This is a genomic window from Vibrio sp. QJM3NY_26 (genome assembly GCF_057786005.1).
The window spans coordinates 149,734-171,960 of the sequence record NZ_CM173516.1 but is presented as its reverse complement, the minus strand read 5'-3'; the positions used below and the strand labels follow the sequence as shown (position 1 = coordinate 171,960).

Here is a 22,227-nt window from a genome sequence, read left to right as displayed (position 1 = left end):
TTTCGGGAAGGGAGTCGTTATAAAAATGATAAACATGTCAATTAGATGGCGTCTTATATTTCTTTCCACGGTTTCTGTATTCATCATGTTTGGTTTTACAGTCAATGAAGTGCTCAAGAACGATAAGAAGATGAATCACCTTGAAACAACTCGTATTAAGGTTGAAGCGCTTCAATCTTTTAATACCGTTTCAAGCGATGCTTATCGATGGTTGGTTCTGTCTAATGACTCTCCAGAGAAAGAGCTGCTGCTTTTAAAGCTGCAAGCTGATTTAGCTAGACTGGCTCAGTACGAAAAACAGCTTCGACAGTTCGATAGCAATTGGACTGTTGAACCGCAGTTGGTTGAGCTTAAGAGTGTGTTAGCGAAACTCGCTCGCGTAACCTCCAGTATGAACAACGACGCATCACAAATTACGGACAACAACACGCAACTGACAGAGCATGCCTTTGACTTGCTAAAAGGTGTGTTAATGGAGCTATCTGAATATCGCATTATCATCGTGGACGAAAAGATCAGTCAAGCTGACGCGATGTTTATCAATCTTACTCACTACGTGTTCTGGACTCAGCGAGAAGCGTGGTTGAGCTACCGCTTGTATCGTTCTCCAGAGCTGATAGATCAATATTTATTGAGTTATGTTGGTGCTTTAGAAAGGCAGCAGCAGTTATTAGATACGTTTTTCCGATCAGGAAGCCGTTCGCCTGAAATTAGAAAGCTATTAAGTACGTTTTCTAAAGATGAATTTCAAAACCGTTTTACAGCTCGAATCCTCAAAGGTGACTTCTCGTCGCCTGAAATATATGAACATGTGGAAGGTTTAGAACGAAAGAAGTTAGCGATTTCAAAGGCAGTGGGTGCTTACACGAAGCAATTACAGTTTGATTTAACAAAAAATATAGCGCTGCAAAAAAGGCAAACCTTGGTTATGACATTGCTTATTCTTGTCGTTTCAGGTGTGTTGTTGTGGCTTGGTGTAGCGACATCTCTTCGCTTAAATCGAAACCTATCGATTATTTTGAAAGGGGTGTCTGAATGCGCGGATAGCTACGGCAAGCCCAAGGTCATTCATATTCAAGGTAACGATGAACTTGCCGAGTTCACTGAAACTTTGAATCGAGTGATGGAGCGTAACTATCAACATAACAAAGAGTTAGTAGAAGCAAAAGAAGATGCAATTTCGGCTAATAAGGCGAAGAGCGCATTTTTAGCCAATATGTCCCATGAGATACGTACACCACTCAACGGGATTATTGGGATGGCTGAAATTTTATCTCAAAGCCAACTGAGCGCGAATCAACAAGAAGTGTTAGGAGATATCGAATCGTCTTCTCACTCATTACTGGTTCTGCTTAATGACATTCTTGACCTGTCCAAAATCGAGTCGGGCAACTTAATGCTATCGCCACACAATGCTGATCTGAGAGAGGCGGTTTACGACTCAGTAAGTGTGATTTTATCCAAAGCGATAAGTAAGGATATCGAACTCGACATCAATATCGATTCCCAAACGCCACCGCAGCTGTTTTTCGATGAGTACCGTGTAAGGCAGGTGCTGACCAATTTGCTGTCTAACGCTATCAAATTTACGTCAAAGGGCACGATTACGACGGATATCGCATACACACCTATGTCTTTGGGTAGAGGCAAGCTTGAATGCAGTGTGTCTGATACCGGGATTGGGATTGAGCCAGAGAAGTTAGAGTCCATATTTGAACCTTTCACTCAAGAAGATGGCAGCATTACTCGCCAATTCGGTGGGACAGGGTTAGGGCTTGCGATTTGTCGACAGCTTGTTGATTTGATGGGTGGTTACATTACCGCGCGTTCAGTGAAAGGAGAGGGCTCAACGTTCACTTTTTGTTTGTATGTCGACACTGTCGAAACTCATCTTCAAACCTTCGACAACCTAAACCGTGCGACTATTATCTCGAATTCTTTCAATTACCTCGATCAACTGGTCAAAGAGTGTGAACGCTTAAATGTTCGACCTAATGTCGTGTCATCCATTTCGGATCTTGATGAAAACCTGAAAGAAAGTGACTTCATACTTTATTGTCATACGCTGCATCACTCCATGGATAAAGATCTTACGACGCTGAAGGCGTTATACCCTTTGGCTCGCGTTATCGTGTGTCAGCATCATCTCTTTAAAACCAATCTAATCACAGAAACGGTTCACTCAACTCATACATTGCCATTCTTGGGTCGACGATTCTTAAACAGCTTACAATCGCTCGATATCGGTGAAGAACAAGCGCCGACGGTGGAAGTAAAAGATGAAGAGGTTCGTTCTCTGAACCGACGTATTCTGATTGTTGAAGACAACCTAATGAATCAGAAGATAGCGAGCTTCTTCCTTGAGCAAGCGGGCTATGAATATTTGATTGCCAGTAATGGCCAAGAAGCGGTGGATGTCATCACTCAAGGCGCTCAGTTTGATGCCATCTTAATGGACTGCATGATGCCTGTTATGGATGGTATAACTGCGACTCGTGCGATTCGACAGTGGGAGATTGATCAGCAAGCTGCGCCATTACCCATCATTGCTTTAACCGCTAGTGTGCTGGAAGAAGACATCAAAGATTGCTTTGAAGCGGGCATGAATGCCTACTTGCCGAAACCTTATAAATCCCACCAACTGTATGACCTTTTCAGTAGCCTTGATATTGTCTAGCTGGCTCATTATCAAGGCTAGCACTGTACGATTTAGCGAACTTCTAACCCAAGGTTGTATTGCGCAAGGCAGCGACCGACATAACTAATCTTTAGTAATGCAGCCACTAAGATCGTGCTGATGTGTGCGACAATTTGAATTGGCAGTGAGAAGTGATCGGCCATCGGATAAGCGACAATAATACTGAGTAGCATAAGCAAGGCGGTGGTTGCTAGACTGAAGTTTGAAACAGAAAGTAGCGTTTGAAAGCGTTGAGTCATCGTCTTCATATTGAATTCCTAATTGCTATTAATAATTATGATACTTGTTATCAATAGCAATTAGCGTTCCAGTTTTATTTTAATCATTAAATCAATTGGTTAAAGTGTTCTGCTAATTATTTGAGTCATAATGACTCTGATAATAATTAAGTCATTATGACTCCATTGAGTGGTTACCACTGTCTAAATCCGCAAGTATCGATGTGGAATCGAACACCAGAATACAAACCCAGCCCAACGTTATTTTTTTGCCCAAATTCAGCATGAATCTTTTTAAGTTTCACGTGTAGATCTTCGCGAGTAATATCATTCGCAGGAACTAAGTCTAAGGCGCAGAATTCCAAGTGTTTACTTCGCAGTGCGCCGCCAGCTTGTTGATTGTAGATATTGGTTCGCTCTCCGGACACAGGGATAACAACGCCAATTTCAGGCTCAATATATTGTTGTATGTACTTAAGGGTATTGATCATGTTTGGCACATGTTTCTTATTGGGAAGGGTGAACAGGGTCGTATTACTCATTGCCCAATCCGTGCCTTGCAACAAGACTAAATGTAGAGGCATGCTCTGAGTGATGCCGTTGTCTTTGAGTTGTTGACCGATCGCTTTGACTTGATCTTGGGCGTGGTTAAGGAGCATCCAACCTCGAAATGCTGATCGGGTCGGAACCTTGTAGCCATGAACATCGACCACGAGATCGTCATAAGTGATTTCGGTTTCTTCGGTATAAAGTTTCTCAAATTTTTCAGGGTAAGGTTGTGTCGTTGATAACGCTAAGGTAATTAGAATACTTGCGTACATAGGTCACTCCGTTGCTTACGTTCACCTAGTTAGTTTTACAGTTGCTCAGTTTTACGTTCGCTTAAGTATAGACGTTAGAATTTGGGCATAAAAAAACCCACTACTAAGAGTGGGTTAATAGGGCGTGTTGATCTTTCGAGCTGGTTTTTGCAGCGATTTTCTGGGTATTTATACAAGGCTGAGGCTTTGATGTGTAGCTAGCCTACATGAGAAGCCGATAACGTAGTAGAAATGACCAGCAAACGCTGCCCGAAGGGTTCGGCTAAAAGCGTTTTACTCTTTGTTGAGGGAGATTTGCTTAGAATGACTAGGCTACTTCCCCCTCGCCGCGATTAAAACGCTTTTATCTCGAACAAAATTTAACCTCGAAAGGTCAACACGCCCTAACATTGTTGCAAGTAAATTCGCGAGGTTAGATTACTTCTTACCTTGAGTTTGCTTGTCTTCTTCTGTTAGTTCACGAATGCGGCGGCTGATGTCGCGACGAGCTTTAGAGATCTCTGCACTCTTGATGATGTGATCATCAACGCGGTCTTCGTAGTCAGCTTTCATGTTTTTGATAATGCCTAAGATCTCGTCGTGAGTCATCTCTGGCTTGATGTAATCAAGTAGGTTATCAAGAAGGTCGACACGCTTGCGGTTGTCGCGAACTTTCTTTTCGTTGTCTAAAAGTTCACGCTTAAGTTTGTTCTTACGTCGTGCTTGGTTAACAATTTCAAATACGCTGCTCATAGATTCCTTTTCCTAATCGTCAAATACGTTGTCTGGTTCTGATTAAAGCACATCAGTTAGTGTTGTAACAGTCTTTAGATCAAAGCAAAAGTAAGGTTGTATAATTATTCGGCACTCTCGCTAAAGTGCGATTGTTTTTATCTAACTGTTCAAGTTAGTATCCAGTATAGACACTGCATTGATACGAAATGTGAAATGAATCAACAACAACTGGAAACAGAAGATTTGGGCGACGATGTCACTGAACCTTCGGCAGAGCAAAACAAGCTTCGTGATGCGTATGTACAAGAACGTACTTATTTGGAAGTCGTGGAAATAGAGCTAAATCGTTCTAAGATCATAATGATTGATGAACAAGGCAGAAAGAAACGAGTACCGATTTTGTCTGAGCATTAGCCATTACTGGCTGCATTGTTAAATGTTGAGATGGAATTATCAAAATAATAAAAAGGAAAAACGATGAACACAGTACTTTCCCCAATTGAAGCGAGAATTATCGGTTGCTTGATCGAAAAAGAAGTCACTACCCCGGATCATTACCCGTTAACGTTAAACAGCTTAACGACTGCATGTAACCAAAAGAGTAACCGTGAGCCAGTTCTCTCTCTGTCTGAGTCGGACGTTTTAGATGCGGTTGATGGTTTGATAGCTCGCCGCATGGTGAGTGATGAGAGCAGCTTCAATAGCCGTGTTAATAAGTATCAGCATCGTTTCTGTAATACTGAATTTGGGGATTTGCAATTTACAGAGCAAGAGCGCGCAATCATCTGCTGTATGCTGCTTCGTGGGGCGCAAACTCCTGGCGAACTGCGCACTCGTACTGGTCGTCTTGCTAATTTTAGTGATGTGAAAGAGGTTGAAGCGACACTCGATAAATTAGCCGTAAGAGAAGCGGGCGCTTTAGTCGTGAAGTTACCACGTGAAGCGGGTAAACGCGAATCACGCTACCAGCACTTATTGAGTGGTGAAGTAGATGTTGAAGCGTTTGCGACGGCATCGGTAAGTGCGGCGGCACCTTCTGCGACAAGCGAAAAGTTTGAAGAACTTGAATCAGAAGTCGCAAGCCTACGTGAAGAAGTGGCAGAGCTTAAGGCTTTGGTTGAATCACTGCTTTAGATGTCTGAGTCTGATAAAAATGCGGATTGGGTCGTGTACTTAATCCGCAATCGTCACAATGCCCTTTATTGTGGCGTGACGAATAATTTAGAACGTCGATTTGAACAACATCAAACCGGTAAAGGCGCCAAAGCTTTAAAAGGTAAAGGCCCGCTTAAGCTAGTTTGGAGTTTTGGTGTTGGGTCAAAAAGTGAGGCGTTGAAAACCGAATACGCGATCAAACAACTACCAAAATCTCGCAAAGAAAAACTGGTATCACTTAAACTGATTATTGAGTGGCAACAAGGCAGAATTCAATATATCGAAGTCTCATAATTCATAGCCAAAATGTTTGTTATTGATTAAATCTTAATAATGTAAACCTTACGCTGGATTATTCTAAGTTATTGATTATATGTATTAATTCACTTTCTTCTTGAGAGCCTTATTTCATCATCTAGCTTGTTATTACTAATCTCCATTCCAAATTAACATATCGCTCATTTAGAATGTCGTTCTAATTATTATGAGGCGCTATCATTTATCACCGTTGTCCTACATAATATCTTTTAGCCATACAAAGAGATGGTGTCATGCTAGGTTAAAAAATGAGCCAAAGTAGCTCATATAGAACGAGAAAAATATGAAACGTTTATTGATGTTGTTTGGACTTGCCGTATTTTCTGCGTCCGCTCTCTCTCACGGAACTCATGTCCTCAATGGGTACTGGGAATACCAAGATTATCTTTCCAACTTTCCAGAACAAAAAGCACTGACCGATAAAATGGTCGAAGCTGTGCAAAATCATCCTGTGCCATTGAGACGAGTTCAAGACAGGCCTATTACGATTTCAGTCGTGTATCCGGGTCAACAGATCTCTGATTATTGGGTTCGTAATATCCAAGCTTTTGAGAAACGTCTCGATAAGCTGAGAATTCGCTATCAAATTAACCAAGTGTTTACACGTGTAAATGCAGATGTCTCTCAACAGAGCATTTCTTTGCAAGAGGCGATTGAAAACAAGACGGACTATCTGATTTTTACGTTAGATACGACGCGTCATCGCAAGTTTATTGAGCACGTGTTGAATTCTACTGACACCAAACTGATTCTTCAAAATATTACGACCCCAGTCCGAGCGTGGGCCGATAGACAGCCATTCATGTACGTGGGCTTTGATCATGCGACCGGTAGTTTGAAATTGGCAAATTATTTTAAAGAAGTTAGCCAACCAGCCAGTAAGTATTCTGTTTTATACTATTCGCAAGGTTACATCAGTGATGCGCGTGGAGATACCTTTATCCATGAAGTGAATACCGGTACTCATTTTGATCTTAAGTCTTCGTTCTACACAAGATCTGATAAAGAAAGTGGTTATCAAGCGGCTAAAATCAGCATAGCGAACGATAAGGATCTAGACTTTATCTATGCGTGTTCAACCGATGTCGCTTTGGGCGCAGTAGAAGCCATTCGTGAATCTGGTCGAGATATCTTAGTTAATGGCTGGGGAGGCGGATCCGCTGAACTTGAAGCCATTGCAAGGGGCGACCTAGATGTCACTGTTATGCGCATGAATGATGATACCGGTATCGCTATGGCAGAGGCAATAAAGTGGGATCTAGCCGGATTGAAAGTTCCTACCGTTTACTCTGGCGAATTTGAAGTAGTGACCAAGGAAGATTCTCCAGAACGTATTTCAGAACTTAAGCAGCGAGCATTTAGGTACTCAGGCCAATAATGAAGAAAAGTTACGCCAGTACACCTAGAAACACTTTAGCTAGACTCATTACGCGTATCATTATTTTAGTGATAGGTGTGATGGCACTTGGCGTGCTTATTCATACTTATGAGACCAGTAGTACCATCGTAAAGCAAGAGACGAATCGAACGGTTAAACAAACCTCAAGCCTCATCCAAAATATGTTTGATTATCGTTTGTCGGTGCTACAAATTCATCAAGACAGTAGCTCACACAGTGAAACACTAAGAGCATATTTTGCTACTGGCAATAAAGAGGCTCTGAGTTACTTCTTTTTTGGTGTTGACCAAAGTGAACCTGATCATGCACCGGATTTGCGTTTTGTGTCTACTCATGATGGTTTGGCTTGGGACGATGGTAATGGCCAGTTTTATGGATTGGACGAGTCCAACTTAAAACATATCTCTGATGAGGTTTCATTTAGTAGTAACTGGCATTTCATTAAAGTGATAACCGATATTGGTAAGCGTCATTTGTTGGCTCGCCGAACCCCTATTGTGGATAACAAAACAGGGGAGGTTCTTGGCCAGCTCTATATCGCGATCGTACTCGATAATAACTTCTCGCTCGCAGAATCGATCCAACAGGGAAGCAATTGCGAGAACATCGTTATTGAAGCGCACGGCACACCGGTTACGTCAACATTCAGTGGCGATGAAAGTTACACAATAACGGATATTCTCAACTACAAAATGTACGAGCAATTGCCTCGCCATTTCGTCACCATCGCAACTATTGAGATCAATGCTGTTGAAACGCCTCTCATCATTCGAGCTGTCCAAAAGAACACGAACTTCATTGCGTTAGAAGAGAACTATGAGCGTGCGATCATTGTTGTGGTTGTGGTGATCATATTGATGTCTTTCTTTGCGCGAACTTGGATTCAAAGAAAGGTGGCGGCTGAACTCGATAAGTTGATGGACTTTACTCGCTCAGCAAGTGACGGCGAAGAGTACAACAAGTTCGATGGCTCCAATATTTTCGAGTTTCATCATATTGGTTGTACACTTGAGGACACTTTTGAACGTTTATCCGAACAGAACCAAAAGTTCCAAGATCTCTTTAACTTTGCTCATTCACCTATCTTGGTTTGGTCTGATAAAGGTGACTTAATTCAGATGAACCCCGCTGCTCGTATGGCGCTATTTGACGCCGATGATAAATACGGAGCAGTGGCTCAAGAGTTTGAGCATCGCATGCTACCGAATATCCATATGGTGGTTCAAGGTTCAAAGCTGACGGGCATTAACGTGCCAATTGGTGGGAAGGTATTTCGTTGGAACATGTCTGCAATTCGCGTTGAACACGGCATCACAGGTGTCGTGGTACAAGGCCAAGACATTACTAAGCTCATTGAAGCCGAGAGACAGGCCGATCGAGCAAGAGAAGAAGCTGAGCACCTTGCGAATGTACGTGCAGATTTCCTCGCTAAGATGAGCCATGAAATTCGTACACCGCTTAATGGTATTCTTGGTGTTTCTCAGTTACTGAAGCGCTCTATACACAGTGAAGATAACCGTGAACAGGTGGATGTACTTTGCAATAGTGCGGAACATTTGCTGGCGGTACTTAACGATATCTTGGACTTCTCAAAGATAGAGCAGGGGCAGTTCAATATTCAAAAGAAAGACTTCCGTTTGGGGGAACTGGTTAATACATTAGACAGTATCTATCGTCCGCTTTGTGGCGATAAATCGATCGCATTTACTATTGTGAATCATTTGGCTGATGACATTGAAATAAACACCGACCAAGTGCGCCTGAATCAAATCATGTTTAACTTGGTGAGTAACGCTCTTAAGTTCACTCACCAAGGCGGTATTTCCGTTAGTTTTGAACTCGAAAGTATCTTTAACTCAGATCATGCGAGTTTGATCGTTCGAGTGAAAGATACCGGTATTGGTATTGATGGAAGCAAGATTGACGTTGTGTTTGAACCCTTTGTTCAAGCCGAAGAGACCACGACTCGTGAATATGGTGGGACAGGGTTGGGCCTAACGATTGTAAAAAATCTGGTCGATATGCTGGAAGGGGATATTCAAGTCCGCAGTGAGATAAATCAGGGTTCGGAGTTCATTATAGAAATTCCGGTGGAAGTGCACTCTAAGCCGATATTGGACTTGAAGCAACACGCTGATATCGAACCAGAGGCGTTGTTTAGTCGATCTTTGAGCGTATTGTTGGTGGAAGACAATCACACCAATGCCTTTATTGCGCAAGCTTTTTGCAAAAAATATGGCATGGTGGTGACATGGGCAAAAGACGGTTTAGAAGCGCTAGAAATGGCTAAGGCGACAACCTATGATCTTATTTTGATGGATAACCAACTTCCCAATCTTGGTGGCGTTGAAACTACTCAGCAACTTAGGGATGATATTGGCGTTACAGCCCCGATTTATGCGTGTACCGCTGATGCTCAAGCGTCGACAAGAGACAGCTTTATGGCTGCTGGGGCTAATTACGTGATTGTAAAACCCATTAAAGAAGAGTCGCTACACCAAGCATTTGTTCATTTTAAAAACTCACATTGGGATGTAACGAACGACTGATCTAAACCTTTGAAAGTGCGATAGAACAAGTGCTGTGAATAAACTTTACTTGAACACGCATTTATACAAAGCCGGCAACAAATGCTTGCTCCAACAGCAGCGTTTTTAACTCGTCACTCATATCTAGTTGTTCAGGGAACTGAATGCCTAATAGCCAACCTTGGCCTTGTCTTTTTTTGCTCACTACGTTGTAGATCAGTTCGCTATCTAAGTACTCACTTAAGACAGAGTTTACTTGTATCTTCCAATCTACATCGATATCGGATTGATGGGTAATATAGACGCCGCAGCCTGAGACTGAAAAATCGACCAGGGTGGCATCTAATGACAAAGTATTAAAAGTAACTTCACAGCTGAGTCGTACCTTATATCTTTCGTGTTCACGGATAGGCTTGGTCGCAAAGCTTGAAGGCGGACGAAGGAAAATAAGGTGTGCTGGCGAGGTGATATGAGCCAGTACGTTGGTTTTAAACGCGACAATGTGCCCAAGTTCGGTGTCGGTGATGGCACGAACAATAATATCCACGTTGATGAGTTTTCTTAGCGTCAGTGCTTCTGTCGCTTTTTGTGATAGCTCAAGGATAAGGTATTGTTCTTCTTTGTGTCCGATATAGAGTGTAGTGATCTGGATCGAGTCGTCTGGGCCAAATTCTAATACACCTGCTGTTTTTGTACCGGGTTTGAGGTATCTAAACAGTTCTAAGTTTTTATCTTTATGCATATTCGTTACTGAACAATGTTAATCGTCTGATAAAATAATATAACGTCCTGATAAAACTATGTCATTAGTTTCATTGAGGTAATTTGCATTGTTTGTTCAAAAAGTGAATCGCTGTCCCAAGTAAACAACGGCTTACTCTTGTCGTAAAACAAGATACACTGCTGACAGATATATACTTGGTGGAGAAATTGTAAATGGAACTGGAAACCTTATTAAATACTCTGGCTGAAACCCCAGAAAGCGTGCAATTTGAAGATACAATGCAAGTGATCGAAGCTCACTATGTTTTTGCGGAGAGTGAATTTCGCAATGGTGAAGTGGTGAATACTGCAGGGCAGAATAATGGTTCGTGTAAGATTTTTGCTTTTGGTTTGGAGCAAGGTTTATCTGCGGAGCAAACACTTGCTTGTTTTGGTCAATTTTATCGTAACGACGTGCTAGGTTTTCCAGAGAACACAGACCATCAAAATATTCGTAACTTCATGGTTCATGGTTGGAACGGTATACAGTTTTCTCAGCCTGCGCTGGTTGCAAAAACGAAGTAGGCACTAACCAAATAAATCTCAGTATTTTGAAGAGAGAAGCAACCTCTCGCTTTTTTGTCTATGTTGAACCGGTACGTAACCTGCGGAATAGGTTCTAAACTACTTAACAGGTTCGAAAACTACTGAATAGGCAGTTCAGACAAGCATTTACGGCACAGACATACTCCAGCTTTTGGAATATCGCTAGTATCACGCTTTTCTAGTTCAAAACACCAACACGTCTCTTTACCCGCACTGATATCGCATTGAGCTGGCTCATTACACTGCGGACATTGGTGAGTCGAACTAACACCAGTAAGATTATCCATAACCGACGTTTGCTCTTCTTCAGATAAGCCTTTCCAGCCTATAATTTCATCCATTGTTCGAAAGCAGCCACTGCACATTCCGCCATTATTTTTACAAGCCGCTCGGCAAGGTGTTTTCATTTATCTAACCTGTGATTCATTTGGGCTGAAATGTAGCATATTTGTTTGCCTATTAAGAGCCGTTAGGCTAAGAAATTACTCAGTTAAATTTAGAAATGACCTCGTAATTTTTAGGCTTTTCATGTAGCATCTCGCCCCTTTTGTTGAGTGGGGGATATTATGTTTATTGGATTTGATTATGGAACAGCGAACTGTTCTGTCGCGGCAATGGTTGATGGAAAACCAAGCCTGTTACCGCTAGAAGGTAACAATCACTATATTCCCTCAACCGTGTTTGCACCTACTCGTGAGAGTGTTTCCGAACATCTATTTCGCCATTTGAATATCAAACCGAGTGATGCGGTTGGTGAGCAAGTGCTACGACGTGCTATTGCTTTGAATCGAGAAGAGAGTATCGATTTGGTGCCAGAAGATATGGCGTTTGGTCAGGCGGCGTTGGACCTTTACTTAGAAGACCCTCGCGATGTTTATTACGTAAAATCCCCTAAGTCTTTTCTTGGCGCAAGCGGGTTGCATGATGTTCAGGTGAGTTTCTTCGAAGATTTAGTTTGCGCCATGATGGCAAATATTAAACACCAAGCAGAACTCACGACTCAAGAGCAGATCAAACAAGCTGTTATCGGTCGACCAATTAACTTCCACGGTCGAGGTGGTGAAGAAGCAAACCGACAAGCTGAAGACATACTCTCACGCGCAGCTAAGCGTGCAGGCTTCCTTGATATCGCTTTTCAATTTGAACCAGTAGCCGCAGGCCTTGATTACGAAAGTACCCTGACTGACAACCAAACGGTATTGGTTGTGGATATTGGTGGTGGTACCACCGATTGCTCATTGCTAGAAATGGGGCCAACTTGGTCGGGTAAAGCGGACCGAACCCAGAGCTTGTTAGCTCACAGCGGGCAACGGGTAGGGGGTAATGACCTTGATATTTCCCTTGCCTTCAAACAACTGATGTCACCTTTCGGTATGGGCAGCAAAGGCATTTCTGGTATCGATATGCCACTGACTCAATTCTGGAATCCAATTGCGATCAATAATGTCGAAGCTCAAAAGAATTTCTATTCTCGCGAAAACCTAGCGGCCTTGAAGTTACTTCGTAAAGAAGCTTCAGACCCTCAAAAGCTAGAGCGTTTGATGAGGGTTTATCACGACACTCTAGGCTATAGCATTGTACGCAGAGCGGAAGAAGCCAAAATTGCACTAGCAGAATCTTCTCAATATCGAGCCGCGATTAATGTTGCTTCTGAATTGGTCGAAGTGGACATTTCCGTTGAGCAGATGGTTGAAGCTATTGAATCGCCAAAGTCTAAGATGATTGAGTTGGTTAAAGAAGCTATGCAACAAGGCCAGAAAAAGCCAGACGTAATTTACATGACGGGTGGTTCAGCTCGTTCACCTATACTTCGTGAAGCCGTACAACAAGCAGTGCCGAACGTACCTATCGTGAGTGGTAATTACTTCGGTTCAGTAACTTCAGGTTTAGCTCGTTGGGCTGAGGTTTGCTTCAAATAAGAGCCCAATGATGAGTTGTTAGGGCAACCAGTCGCTGATTGGTTGCCCTTTTTTTGTGTTTGGCTTTAATGAATTTTCGCTAAGGTACTTTTATCTTCTCTAAAGTGGGAATTGTTTCACACGATTAAATATTTCAATCAGATTCTCAGTGTTACAAAATGTTTCAAGGTTAAGGTTTTGTCATGTGATGGTCTGACGAGTAAATTTTAATTTTGATTTTTAATGTTCATTTGATGACTAGAAAATCAAAAAAATTGATAGATTTATCTCAATAAATACCAACTTACGCTTGTGGTTTTATTTGTATAGTATTGTTTATAAAGTTTTTTTTGATTTTTATAGTGTGATTTTTTTTATTTTATATATTTTAATGCAACTTTTTTGTCATTCGTATATTAGTGTTTGCCTACTTGTTAAATGCAGGTAACAACTTCTCCGTAAGCACGAGGTTGTTAGTGAATAACTCACCCAGTTACATAATGGATATGACAATGAATAAGAAACTTTTAGCGCTAGCAATTTCTGGTGCAGTATTTGGTACACAGGCAGTTGCTGTAGAACTTTACAACGAAGACGGCACAACATTCTCTGTTGGTGGTCACGTATCAGTTGCAGTTGGCGACGTAAACAGTGGCGATCGTCTTAGTGAAGATGATATCGGTGTAGAGACTGTATCTCCACGTATCAACTTCGGTGCAACTCATGAACTTGGTAACGGCTTTACTGCTGATGCTAAAGGTGAATGGGCGCTAAACATGCTAGACGGCGGTGATGAGTCATTCACAACTCGTCTTGGCTACGTTGGTCTTTCTCATGATGACTTCGGCCGTGCTGCTGTTGGTACTCAATGGGCACCTTACTACAGCGTTGCTGGCGTTGCTGATATGCCAATCGCTTTCGCAAACGACTTTATCTACGATGATCACGGTAACTTAGGTACTGGTCGTGGTGAAGAGATGGTGAGCTACGCTAACGCACTAGATTTCGGAAATGCTGGTACACTAGGCCTTGGTGTTGCATGGCAAGGTCGTAAAGCTGATACAGTTAAATACAGCGATGCTGTATCTCTAGATAACGAATACGGTAACCGTGCTCAGATTGCTCTAAACTACAATATCGCAGACTTCTCTGTGAATTACGCATACAACACTGGCGACGTAAACTTTAACGGTATCTCTGGTTCAAAAACTGCGGATTCTAACGTTGTAAGTGCAACTTACGGTTCATACGGTTCAGGTCTATACCTTGCAGGTGTTTACGCGATGAACAACTACATGAACAAGACTTCTGCTGGTCCTCTAGAAGAGACAACAGCGGTTGAACTACTTGCAGCTTACGCACTATCTAACAGCTTAAACCTAAGCGTTAACTACGAAGCAGTAGAAGACGACAAACTAAGCGATACAGTATTTGCTACTACTGCTCTACAAGCTGAATACAACTTCACATCTCAGTTCGTAGGCTTCGCTGGTTACCAGTTCGACCTACAAGGTTCTGGCGTGTACAAAGAAAAAGCTGATGACCAGTGGCTACTTGGTGCTCGTTACTACCTATAAGTCGCAGACTTATTTAGCATAGTGTTTACTCCTTAAGTTTACCTTTTAGGATACTGTCCTAGACACCATGCTAAGCCCTCTCAAGCCTTTTGGTTTGAGAGGGCTTCTTTCGTATGAATGCTCTTCAAATCTAACGCCCTCCTTTAGTTTCATTTTCTCTAATTTATGTAAGCCGATGACTCTATTTCTGGTGGGTCGGTCGAGATATACACCGATATTGACCTAAAAGTATTCAAATCAATGAATTGAGCTCAAGATCAGAATTTAGAGATCGGTAATCATCTTGTCGAAGACTCTCATTTTATGATGCGCTAAACTCTGCTCTCTAAAAATAGTTCAGGGATAAACTATGAGCAGCGTTGTAGATCAGAAACAATTGATGAATTCGAAACGAACAGCAACCCCAACAAAAGTACTGTGTGTTGGGCGTAACTATGTCGATCACATTGAAGAACTTAACAATGCGATCCCTGACTCTATGGTGGTTTTCAATAAGCCGAGCACCAGTGTTACTTCCTCTCTGTCTTCTTTTCATCAAGAAGCGCTGCACTACGAAGCAGAGATCTGTTTTATTGTTGAAAACGGTGAATATTCTGCAGTGGGATTCGGCTTAGACCTTACCAAGCGTGAGTTGCAAAGCAGTTTAAAAGCCAAAGGTTTACCTTGGGAGCGTGCCAAAGCCTTTGATGGTTCCGCTGTCTTTAGTCGCTTTGTTCCCGTTGATAATTTTGATCTCTCTGAGTTAAACCTAGAATTATTTATTAACTGTGTCCGCGTTCAAAAGGGTCACGTTGAGCAGATGCTGTATTCTCCACAAACTATCCTAGAAGAGCTCTCTTCTTACACGACTGTGCTTGATGGCGATGTTGTAATGACAGGCACCCCCAAAGGTGTTGGTGAAGTGCATCGAGGTGATATTTTCCTTGGTCGCCTAAAGTGTGGCGAAACCACATTAATTGAGATCGAGTGGGTAGCAAGTTAAGTAGTATTTTCTATTTGGTTAATAAATTTGTTTTATTGTTCGTTGATGGTATTTAATTCGAATATTTTACTATCCTACAACTAATTGCATCTGGAAGGGTGTTGGTAATTGATATAAAATCCGCCTCCGTTTTTATCAATACTGAAACCCATGATCGACTTAGCCATTTTACCTGTTTACCTGACAGCCGTTGTTGCACTTCTCCTTTTGCCTGGCCCTGATATGTTACTCATCGCGAGCTCAAGTATGAGCTATGGCCGCAAGGTTGGTGTGTTTGCAAGTTTGGGTAACGCGACTTCTGGAATTATCCTGACAGTATTGGCAGCAATGGGTGTTTCAGCATTGATTGCGATGAGTCCAGTGGCTTTAAAAGCCCTTCATCTGTTAGGCGGTACCTACTTATTAAAAATGGGGTGGGATTGTCTTCGAACAAAGCAGGGTAATGCGCCTGAGCTAAGCGACAACTTTGCTGCAAAAGCCTACTATCAACGAGCATTGATTAGTAACCTGCTTAACCCTAAAGCGTTGGTTTTCTTTGTGATGTTCTTACCACAGTTTGTGTCGACGAATATTGAAGCGACTTCTGGTGAACAGATGCTCGTTCTGGGTTTATTGTTGAATGTTCTCGGCTTAACGTTCAACTTTTTGCTGGTGGCTTTAGTGGGTACGATTGGTAAGTCTCTCGTAGAGAATGCTAAGTTTCGTACCTATCAACAGAAAGTCATGGGCGGAGTCTTCATCGTGTTGGCTATCTGGATGTTGTCTTCTTTCTTTACTTCGTAGACGAATCAACCCAAACATCTTCTCGCGGTTAGCCGCTGAGACAAAAATGGACGCTTTGAGCGTCCATTTTTTATTCCTAGCAGTTACATATTGCACTTTATAGAACTGATGTTTTGAAAACGATGATTCACTAAGCGTTCAACTCTTGCTGGTGTTGTTCAATCAGTTTATTCATGTCTTCTTCACCGCGTAGGCGAGTGTCTTCGTATGTTTCTGTCCCTTCGAACTTTGTTACCGTCTCATAATAGACTTTAACTTTTGGTTCTGTGCCTGAAGGTCGGACGATAATGCGAGTGCCATCTTCTAGGTGATAGATGAGAACATCACTTGAAGGCAGGTTAATCGCTTCAGTATTGCCACCAATGACGAAGCGTAAAGAAGACTGCAGATCTTCAATCACAGAGATAGCAACACCGTTTATTGCTTTAGGTTGTGCCGCTCTGAGTTTAGAACCAATCGATGGCGAATCTGGGTCTAGGGCAATACTTCGTTGCGCGTTGGTATGAACACCATGTTCAAATGAAATTTGAGCAAGAAGATCCCAAACGGTTCGACCTTGAGATTTGAGCTCTTCAACCAGTTGAGCGAAAACAACGATAGCAGACAGCCCATCTTTGTCTCGTACCTGAGTACCAATTGTATAGCCTAACGCTTCTTCATAGGCGAACAAAAACTCGTTCTGATCATCTTCTAATTGCATGCCAATATTCGCTAACCATTTAAAGCCCGTTAGCGTTTGGAAGTAAGTCGCACCGTGGGATTGAGCCACTTTTTCAAGCAGAGTTGAAGACACGATGCTGTTACCAACTAACTGGTTTTTGGTATGCGGCTTCGACAACAAGTAATGCGCGAATAGCACGCCGACTTGATCGCCTGTTAGCATTTTATAGGAAGCATCATCAGTTCTAGCTGTATCGTCAGTTCTGACCGCAACGGCGAATCGATCTGCATCTGGATCGTTGGCACAAGCTATGTCGGCATCGACACTTTTTGCGAGGTTAATAACGAGATCCATTGCCCCTTTTTCTTCGGGGTTCGGGAAGTTCACGGTTGGGAAGTTACCATCAGGCTCTCTTTGTTCAGCCACACTGAATACTTTGTGGAATCCAGCATCGTGAAGAAGATCTTCCGCCATTTTTGCCCCCACCCCATGCATTGCCGTGTAGGTGATGGTGGTATTCGCCGATTCAAGAGTGTTATTAACGTACGGACTTTGATTAATAGCAGCACGGTATGTTTGATAATAACCCTCAGTTAACCACACCAGTTTACCTTGCGTTTCGGCATCACTTAGGCTCATTAATGGGATTGGCTTGGTTGAAGCGACATCGATTTCGCCGGCAATGCCTGCATCGTGAGGGGGAATGATTTGAGCGCCATTCTCCCAGTATACTTTGAAGCCATTGTATTCCGGCGGGTTGTGGCTCGCCGTAACAACAACAGCGCCAGCTGCGTTGAAATGCTCAATACCAAAAGCAACAATAGGGGTTGCTGCGACATCGGAGGTTAGGTACACCTTAATGCCCAATGCGGTGAGCACAGAAGCTGTATCAATGGCGAATTGTTTTGAATCTAAACGCCCGTCATAACCGACAACGACGCCACGAATCGAGGCATTGGCGACATGTTCAATCAAGTAATGGCCAAGGCCTGTTGCCGTTTCTTGTATCACCAAGCGGTTCATTCTATTTGGACCGCATCCGACTTTACCTCGTAAGCCCGCCGTTCCGAATTCCAATCGTTGAGTAAAGCGGTCTTCTAATTCGTCGTGCATTCCCTCATCAATGAGGTGTTGAAGCTCTTCACGAGTTCTTGGATCTGGGTCTCTCGCTAACCAGTTCATTGCATCTTGCATAATCACTAAACCTTTTAATGTCGGTATGACTTACTGTTGAACTAATTTAAGTGATATTGATTATCATTTCCATGAAAGCAATCGTAAAACTTAATATAAAATAATTTATAACGGCGAGGGCGCGTGGATTAAGCCACTCTCAATAATTGACTGTTTAATAAGTAAACTTACCTTGAACAATTGGATATCACTAACTAGCCTTTTACATAAATATAACAAAATTTAACAAATTCGCCGTTTTTGAATCTTTCATGGAAACTTCCAACGCTTATGAGCCGTATTCACTCTTAGGTTGAGATGAGGTCAGCAGCCCGTTTACAGGCTAGTTCCATGTGAGTTGTAGATTGAGATTCAGCTTTTCATGTGCAGCTGGAATAACAATGAATGTTGTTCAGCTCGCAACGACATTTAGGTCGCAAGTATCCAATTAGGAAGGATAAGGAGAGATCTTTTGAAAAGATTACTGGTTAGGCTAGGGTGGCTTTTGAAAAGTTTTGTTGTGGTTTTGGTATCGCCTTTGGTGCATGCCAGCACTGAATACAACATGACTCAAGGTGTCACTGAGATCAGCGGTAAGGTGTACGAACTTCATATGCTGATCTTCTACATCTGCTGTGCGATTGCTTTTGTTGTTTTTGGTGTGATGTTTTATTCAATTCTGAGACACCGAAAGTCGAAGGGGGCGGTTGCTGCTCATTTTCACGAAAGTACCAAAGTCGAAATCCTTTGGACCATCATTCCTATTATTATCCTCATCGCTATGGCCATACCCGCGACCAAGACCTTGATTGCGATGGAAGACACCTCTCAATCAGAACTCACAATCAAAATTACAGGCTCGCAATGGAAGTGGCACTACAGCTACTTTGGCGAAGATGTTGAGTTTTTCAGCCTTTTAGCGACCAGCGATAAAGAGATTGAAGGCATTGAAGTGAAAGGCGCGCTTTACCTGTTAGAGGTTGATAAGCCGCTTGTACTGCCTATCAATCGTAAAGTCCGCTTTTTGATGACTTCCGATGATGTTATTCACTCATGGTGGGTGCCTGCTTTTGCGGTTAAGAAAGATACCATTCCCGGTTTCATTAATGAGGCGTGGACAAAGATCGATGAGCCTGGCGTATACCGAGGTCAGTGTGCTGAATTGTGTGGTCGTGCTCATGGCTTCATGCCGATTGTGGTACGTGCTATGGAAGAAGACGATTTTGACGCATGGTTAGCGGAGCAGAAAGAATTGGCGATAGCCGCACAACAAGCTGCACAAGATGCGCTAGATGCGTCACTTTCCTTAGAAGAATTGAATGCCATCGGTGAAGAAGTTTACAAAACCCGTTGCGCCGTTTGCCATCAAGTCAACGGAGAGGGTATTCCCGGCGCATTTCCTGCCATTAAAGGAAGCCCTATAGCACTTGGTGATGTGGGTGTTCATATCGATACCATTGTTTATGGTCGCGGAGGCACCGCAATGCAGGCATTTGATAATCAATTAACCGAGAAAGAGATCGCAGCGGTAGTGACCTACCAACGAAACGCTTGGGGTAATGATACGGGTGACATTGTTCAGGCTTCAGATGTAAACGCTTATAAAGCCAAGCAAGAAGGCGGAGGCCAAGCAGCTGACGAACAAGGCTCAACGGATGAAGCACAAAACGATGCTAAGGGGCAGTTATGAGTTCACCAATCAATAAGCCGGTGAAATCGGCTCCTGCAGAAGACCAAGTTCTGAGCCATTCTGCGGAAGGTACGCTGGGCAATGATGATTTGCCTGTTGACGATAACGACTCACATGCGGCACCTAAAGGCTGGGCTCGTTGGCTTTACTCAACCAATCATAAAGACATCGGTACACTTTATCTGTGGTTCAGTTTTGCGATGTTCTTAACGGGTGGTGCCATGGCAATGGTGATCCGTGCTGAGCTATTCCAACCCGGGTTACAACTTGTTGAGCCAGATTTCTTCAATCAGATGACTACAGTCCATGGTTTAATCATGGTATTCGGCGCCGTGATGCCTGCATTCACAGGTTTGGCTAACTGGATGATCCCAATGATGATCGGCGCTCCAGACATGGCGCTGCCGAGAATGAACAATCTCAGTTTCTGGATTCTACCTTTTGCTTTCTTGATCTTAATTGGTTCTTTGTTTACTGAGGGAGGCGGCCCGAGCTTTGGTTGGACATTTTATGCGCCGCTCTCGACAACTTATGGCCCAGACAGTACGGCATTGTTTGTGTTCTCAGTTCATATTATGGGGATAAGTTCGATCATGGGGGCGATTAACGTCATCGTAACCATAGTGAACATGCGCGCGCCGGGCATGACTTGGTTCAAGCTACCGATGTTCGTATGGACATGGTTAATTACTGCTTTCTTGCTGATAGCCGTGATGCCCGTTCTCGCGGGTGCGGTTACCATGGTGCTGACCGACAAATACTTTGGGACGAGCTTCTTTGATGCCGCTGGTGGCGGGGATCCGGTGATGTTCCAGCATATATTCTGGTTCTTTGGACACCCTGAAGTATACATCATGATTTTACCGTCTTTTGGTATTGTCTCTGCGATAATCCCGGCATTCAGTGGCAAGCGTTTATTTGGTTATCACTCGATGGTGTACGCAACATGCAGTATCGCACTGCTGTCATTCTTAGTGTGGGCGCACCACATGTTCACCACGGGTATGCCAGTATTTGCCGAGCTTTTCTTCATGTATTGCACCATGTTGATAGCCGTGCCTACGGGAGTGAAGGTGTTTAACTGGGTGGCGACGATGTGGCGGGGTGCTTTGACCTTTGAAACACCAATGCTGTTTGCTATTGCCTTTATCGTTCTATTCACGATTGGTGGGCTATCTGGATTGATGCTCGCTATCGTACCTGCCGATTTCCAATACCACGATACCTACTTTGTTGTGGCTCACTTCCACTATGTTCTGGTGACAGGTGCTGTGTTCTCAATTATGGCCGCCGCCTATTATTGGTTGCCGAAATGGACAGGGCATATGTACGACCACAAGCTCAGTCTGTGGCATTTCTGGACATCGGTAGTATCGGTCAATGTGTTGTTTTTCCCAATGCACTTTTTAGGGTTAGCCGGAATGCCGCGTCGTATACCGGATTATGCGATTCAGTTTGCTGATGTTAACCAAGTCGTGTCGATAGGTGGCTTTGCCTTTGGTTTGTCTCAGTTGATCTTCTTATGGTTAGTTATCAAGTGTGTCAGAGGCGGGGAGACTGCGCCAAGCAAGCCTTGGGACCGAGCTGAAGGTCTAGAGTGGACTGTTCCTAGCCCTGCCCCTCACCACACCTTTACTCATCCACCTAAAGTTGATTAGAGGGAAGAGCCATGAGTGATAAACAAAGCGACCTAAATCAAGAGAAGCAGCAGCCAAAGCACCCGACTAACAAACGATCGACTAAGAAGTTGACAGGTTATTTAGTTTTGAGTGTGGTTGCGATGTTTGGTTTCGGCTTTGCTTTGGTGCCGCTCTACGATGTGATGTGTGATGCTTTGGGGATTAATGGCAAGACTAATAGCGTATCTGTGGTTCAACCTCAAGGAATGCAGCCTGACTACTCTCGTACTGTTCGAGTGGAGTTCATGTCGCACATTAAGCCAGATATGCCTTGGCAATTTTCGCCCGAAATTCGTGTTTTAGAGGTTCACCCCGGTGAGGTGGTCCAGACTAACTACATTGCCAAAAATCTTTCTGGATCTTCATTGGTTGGCCAAGCTGTACCATCGGTTTCTCCAGGTATGGGGGCAACTTACTTTAACAAGATGGAGTGCTTCTGTTTCAATCAGCAACCATTAGAGGGGCACAAAAGTGCCGAAATGGGATTAATATTTTACATTGAGCCCGATATTCCAGAATCGATACATACGCTTACGCTCTCTTACACGTTGTTTAACATCACGAGTCAGGTGAGTGGAGAGGCAAGTAAGCCTGAGCCTAACGTGCTCGCAAGTAACTAGGGATT

General features: G+C 43.2%; 20 protein-coding genes. 14 read left to right on the top strand and 6 right to left on the bottom strand.

Annotated elements, in window-relative coordinates; translation table 11 throughout:
• Positions 1-85: 85 nt before the first annotated feature.
• Positions 86-2,677, top strand: coding sequence for an ATP-binding protein (locus AC3CH4_RS16270; RefSeq protein WP_473579113.1), 2,592 nt, complete (start codon positions 86-88; stop codon positions 2,675-2,677).
• Positions 2,678-2,709: 32 nt separating this feature from the next.
• Here the strand turns inward: AC3CH4_RS16270 and AC3CH4_RS16265 are convergent, their stop codons facing one another.
• From AC3CH4_RS16265 to AC3CH4_RS16255, 3 genes are all read right to left on the bottom strand, one after another.
• Positions 2,710-2,946 carry a hypothetical protein gene (locus AC3CH4_RS16265; protein WP_004730045.1) on the bottom strand — a complete coding sequence of 79 codons (237 nt, stop codon included), beginning with the start codon at positions 2,944-2,946 and terminating at the stop codon, positions 2,710-2,712.
• A gap of 164 nt (positions 2,947-3,110) precedes the next feature.
• Positions 3,111-3,737 (bottom strand): D-Ala-D-Ala carboxypeptidase family metallohydrolase, encoded by a 627-nt coding sequence (locus AC3CH4_RS16260; protein ID WP_065205875.1) that lies wholly within the window; start codon positions 3,735-3,737, stop codon positions 3,111-3,113.
• Positions 3,738-4,154: 417 nt separating this feature from the next.
• Positions 4,155-4,469: a DUF496 family protein gene (locus AC3CH4_RS16255; protein WP_004730049.1), complete on the bottom strand. Its 315-nt coding sequence runs from the start codon at positions 4,467-4,469 to the stop codon at positions 4,155-4,157.
• A 195-nt stretch (positions 4,470-4,664) separates the two neighbouring features.
• Between AC3CH4_RS16255 and AC3CH4_RS16250 the strand changes: the two genes are divergently transcribed.
• The 5 genes from AC3CH4_RS16250 to luxQ all read left to right on the top strand — a co-directional run bounded on the left by AC3CH4_RS16250 (position 4,665) and on the right by luxQ (position 9,872).
• Positions 4,665-4,865: a hypothetical protein gene (locus AC3CH4_RS16250; protein ID WP_004730052.1), complete on the top strand. Its 201-nt coding sequence runs from the start codon at positions 4,665-4,667 to the stop codon at positions 4,863-4,865.
• A gap of 63 nt (positions 4,866-4,928) precedes the next feature.
• Entirely contained in the window at positions 4,929-5,585 is a 657-nt protein-coding gene (locus AC3CH4_RS16245; protein WP_054547119.1) for a YceH family protein, read from the top strand.
• Positions 5,586-5,900: a GIY-YIG nuclease family protein gene (locus AC3CH4_RS16240; protein ID WP_065205876.1), complete on the top strand. Its 315-nt coding sequence runs from the start codon at positions 5,586-5,588 to the stop codon at positions 5,898-5,900.
• A gap of 307 nt (positions 5,901-6,207) precedes the next feature.
• On the top strand, positions 6,208-7,302 hold the full coding sequence (locus AC3CH4_RS16235) for an autoinducer 2-binding periplasmic protein LuxP (protein WP_054547117.1): 1,095 nt from the start codon (positions 6,208-6,210) through the stop codon (positions 7,300-7,302).
• On the top strand, positions 7,302-9,872 hold the full coding sequence (luxQ, locus tag AC3CH4_RS16230; protein WP_488544031.1) for a quorum-sensing autoinducer 2 sensor kinase/phosphatase LuxQ: 2,571 nt from the start codon (positions 7,302-7,304) through the stop codon (positions 9,870-9,872). The genes AC3CH4_RS16235 and luxQ overlap by 1 nt, the downstream gene beginning before the upstream one ends.
• 61 nt (positions 9,873-9,933) lie before the next feature.
• Here luxQ and AC3CH4_RS16225 read toward each other — a convergent pair whose 3' ends face one another.
• Positions 9,934-10,593, bottom strand: a complete 660-nt coding sequence (locus AC3CH4_RS16225) for a PilZ domain-containing protein (protein ID WP_473577840.1) — start codon at positions 10,591-10,593, stop codon at positions 9,934-9,936.
• A gap of 194 nt (positions 10,594-10,787) precedes the next feature.
• Between AC3CH4_RS16225 and AC3CH4_RS16220 the strand changes: the two genes are divergently transcribed.
• A complete protein-coding gene (locus tag AC3CH4_RS16220; protein ID WP_017082477.1) occupies positions 10,788-11,138 on the top strand; it encodes a HopJ type III effector protein in 351 nt (116 codons plus the stop codon).
• A gap of 119 nt (positions 11,139-11,257) precedes the next feature.
• On the opposite strand, the gene AC3CH4_RS16215 is transcribed toward AC3CH4_RS16220, so the two are convergent.
• A complete protein-coding gene (locus AC3CH4_RS16215) occupies positions 11,258-11,566 on the bottom strand; it encodes a DUF1289 domain-containing protein (protein WP_017079638.1) in 309 nt (102 codons plus the stop codon).
• Positions 11,567-11,725: 159 nt separating this feature from the next.
• Here AC3CH4_RS16215 and yegD point away from each other — a divergent pair, with 159 nt between their 5' ends.
• The 4 genes from yegD (at position 11,726) to AC3CH4_RS16195 (ending at position 16,399) form a co-directional block, all read left to right on the top strand.
• Positions 11,726-13,078, top strand: a complete 1,353-nt coding sequence (gene yegD / locus AC3CH4_RS16210; protein WP_473577843.1) for a molecular chaperone — start codon at positions 11,726-11,728, stop codon at positions 13,076-13,078.
• Positions 13,079-13,569: 491 nt separating this feature from the next.
• Positions 13,570-14,634: a porin gene (locus AC3CH4_RS16205; RefSeq protein WP_171328018.1), complete on the top strand. Its 1,065-nt coding sequence runs from the start codon at positions 13,570-13,572 to the stop codon at positions 14,632-14,634.
• A gap of 349 nt (positions 14,635-14,983) precedes the next feature.
• Positions 14,984-15,616: a fumarylacetoacetate hydrolase family protein gene (locus tag AC3CH4_RS16200; protein ID WP_488544030.1), complete on the top strand. Its 633-nt coding sequence runs from the start codon at positions 14,984-14,986 to the stop codon at positions 15,614-15,616.
• A gap of 150 nt (positions 15,617-15,766) precedes the next feature.
• Positions 15,767-16,399 carry a LysE family translocator gene (locus AC3CH4_RS16195; protein WP_171308002.1) on the top strand — a complete coding sequence of 211 codons (633 nt, stop codon included), beginning with the start codon at positions 15,767-15,769 and terminating at the stop codon, positions 16,397-16,399.
• A 130-nt stretch (positions 16,400-16,529) separates the two neighbouring features.
• Here the strand turns inward: AC3CH4_RS16195 and AC3CH4_RS16190 are convergent, their stop codons facing one another.
• The gene (locus AC3CH4_RS16190) at positions 16,530-18,254 is read right to left on the bottom strand and encodes a phospho-sugar mutase (protein ID WP_102450109.1); all 1,725 of its coding nucleotides are present in this window, start codon (positions 18,252-18,254) and stop codon (positions 16,530-16,532) included.
• Positions 18,255-18,705: 451 nt separating this feature from the next.
• Here AC3CH4_RS16190 and coxB point away from each other — a divergent pair, with 451 nt between their 5' ends.
• Genes coxB through AC3CH4_RS16175 form a run of 3 tightly spaced genes read left to right on the top strand, consistent with a single transcriptional unit; the run spans position 18,706 to position 22,222 of the window.
• On the top strand, positions 18,706-19,923 hold the full coding sequence (gene coxB / locus AC3CH4_RS16185; RefSeq protein WP_488544029.1) for a cytochrome c oxidase subunit II: 1,218 nt from the start codon (positions 18,706-18,708) through the stop codon (positions 19,921-19,923).
• Entirely contained in the window at positions 19,920-21,581 is a 1,662-nt protein-coding gene (ctaD, locus tag AC3CH4_RS16180) for a cytochrome c oxidase subunit I (RefSeq protein ID WP_488544028.1), read from the top strand. Before coxB ends, ctaD begins: the two co-directional genes overlap by 4 nt.
• An 11-nt stretch (positions 21,582-21,592) precedes the next feature.
• Positions 21,593-22,222 carry a cytochrome c oxidase assembly protein gene (locus AC3CH4_RS16175; protein WP_171315681.1) on the top strand — a complete coding sequence of 210 codons (630 nt, stop codon included), beginning with the start codon at positions 21,593-21,595 and terminating at the stop codon, positions 22,220-22,222.
• The last annotated feature ends 5 nt before the right edge of the window (positions 22,223-22,227 follow it).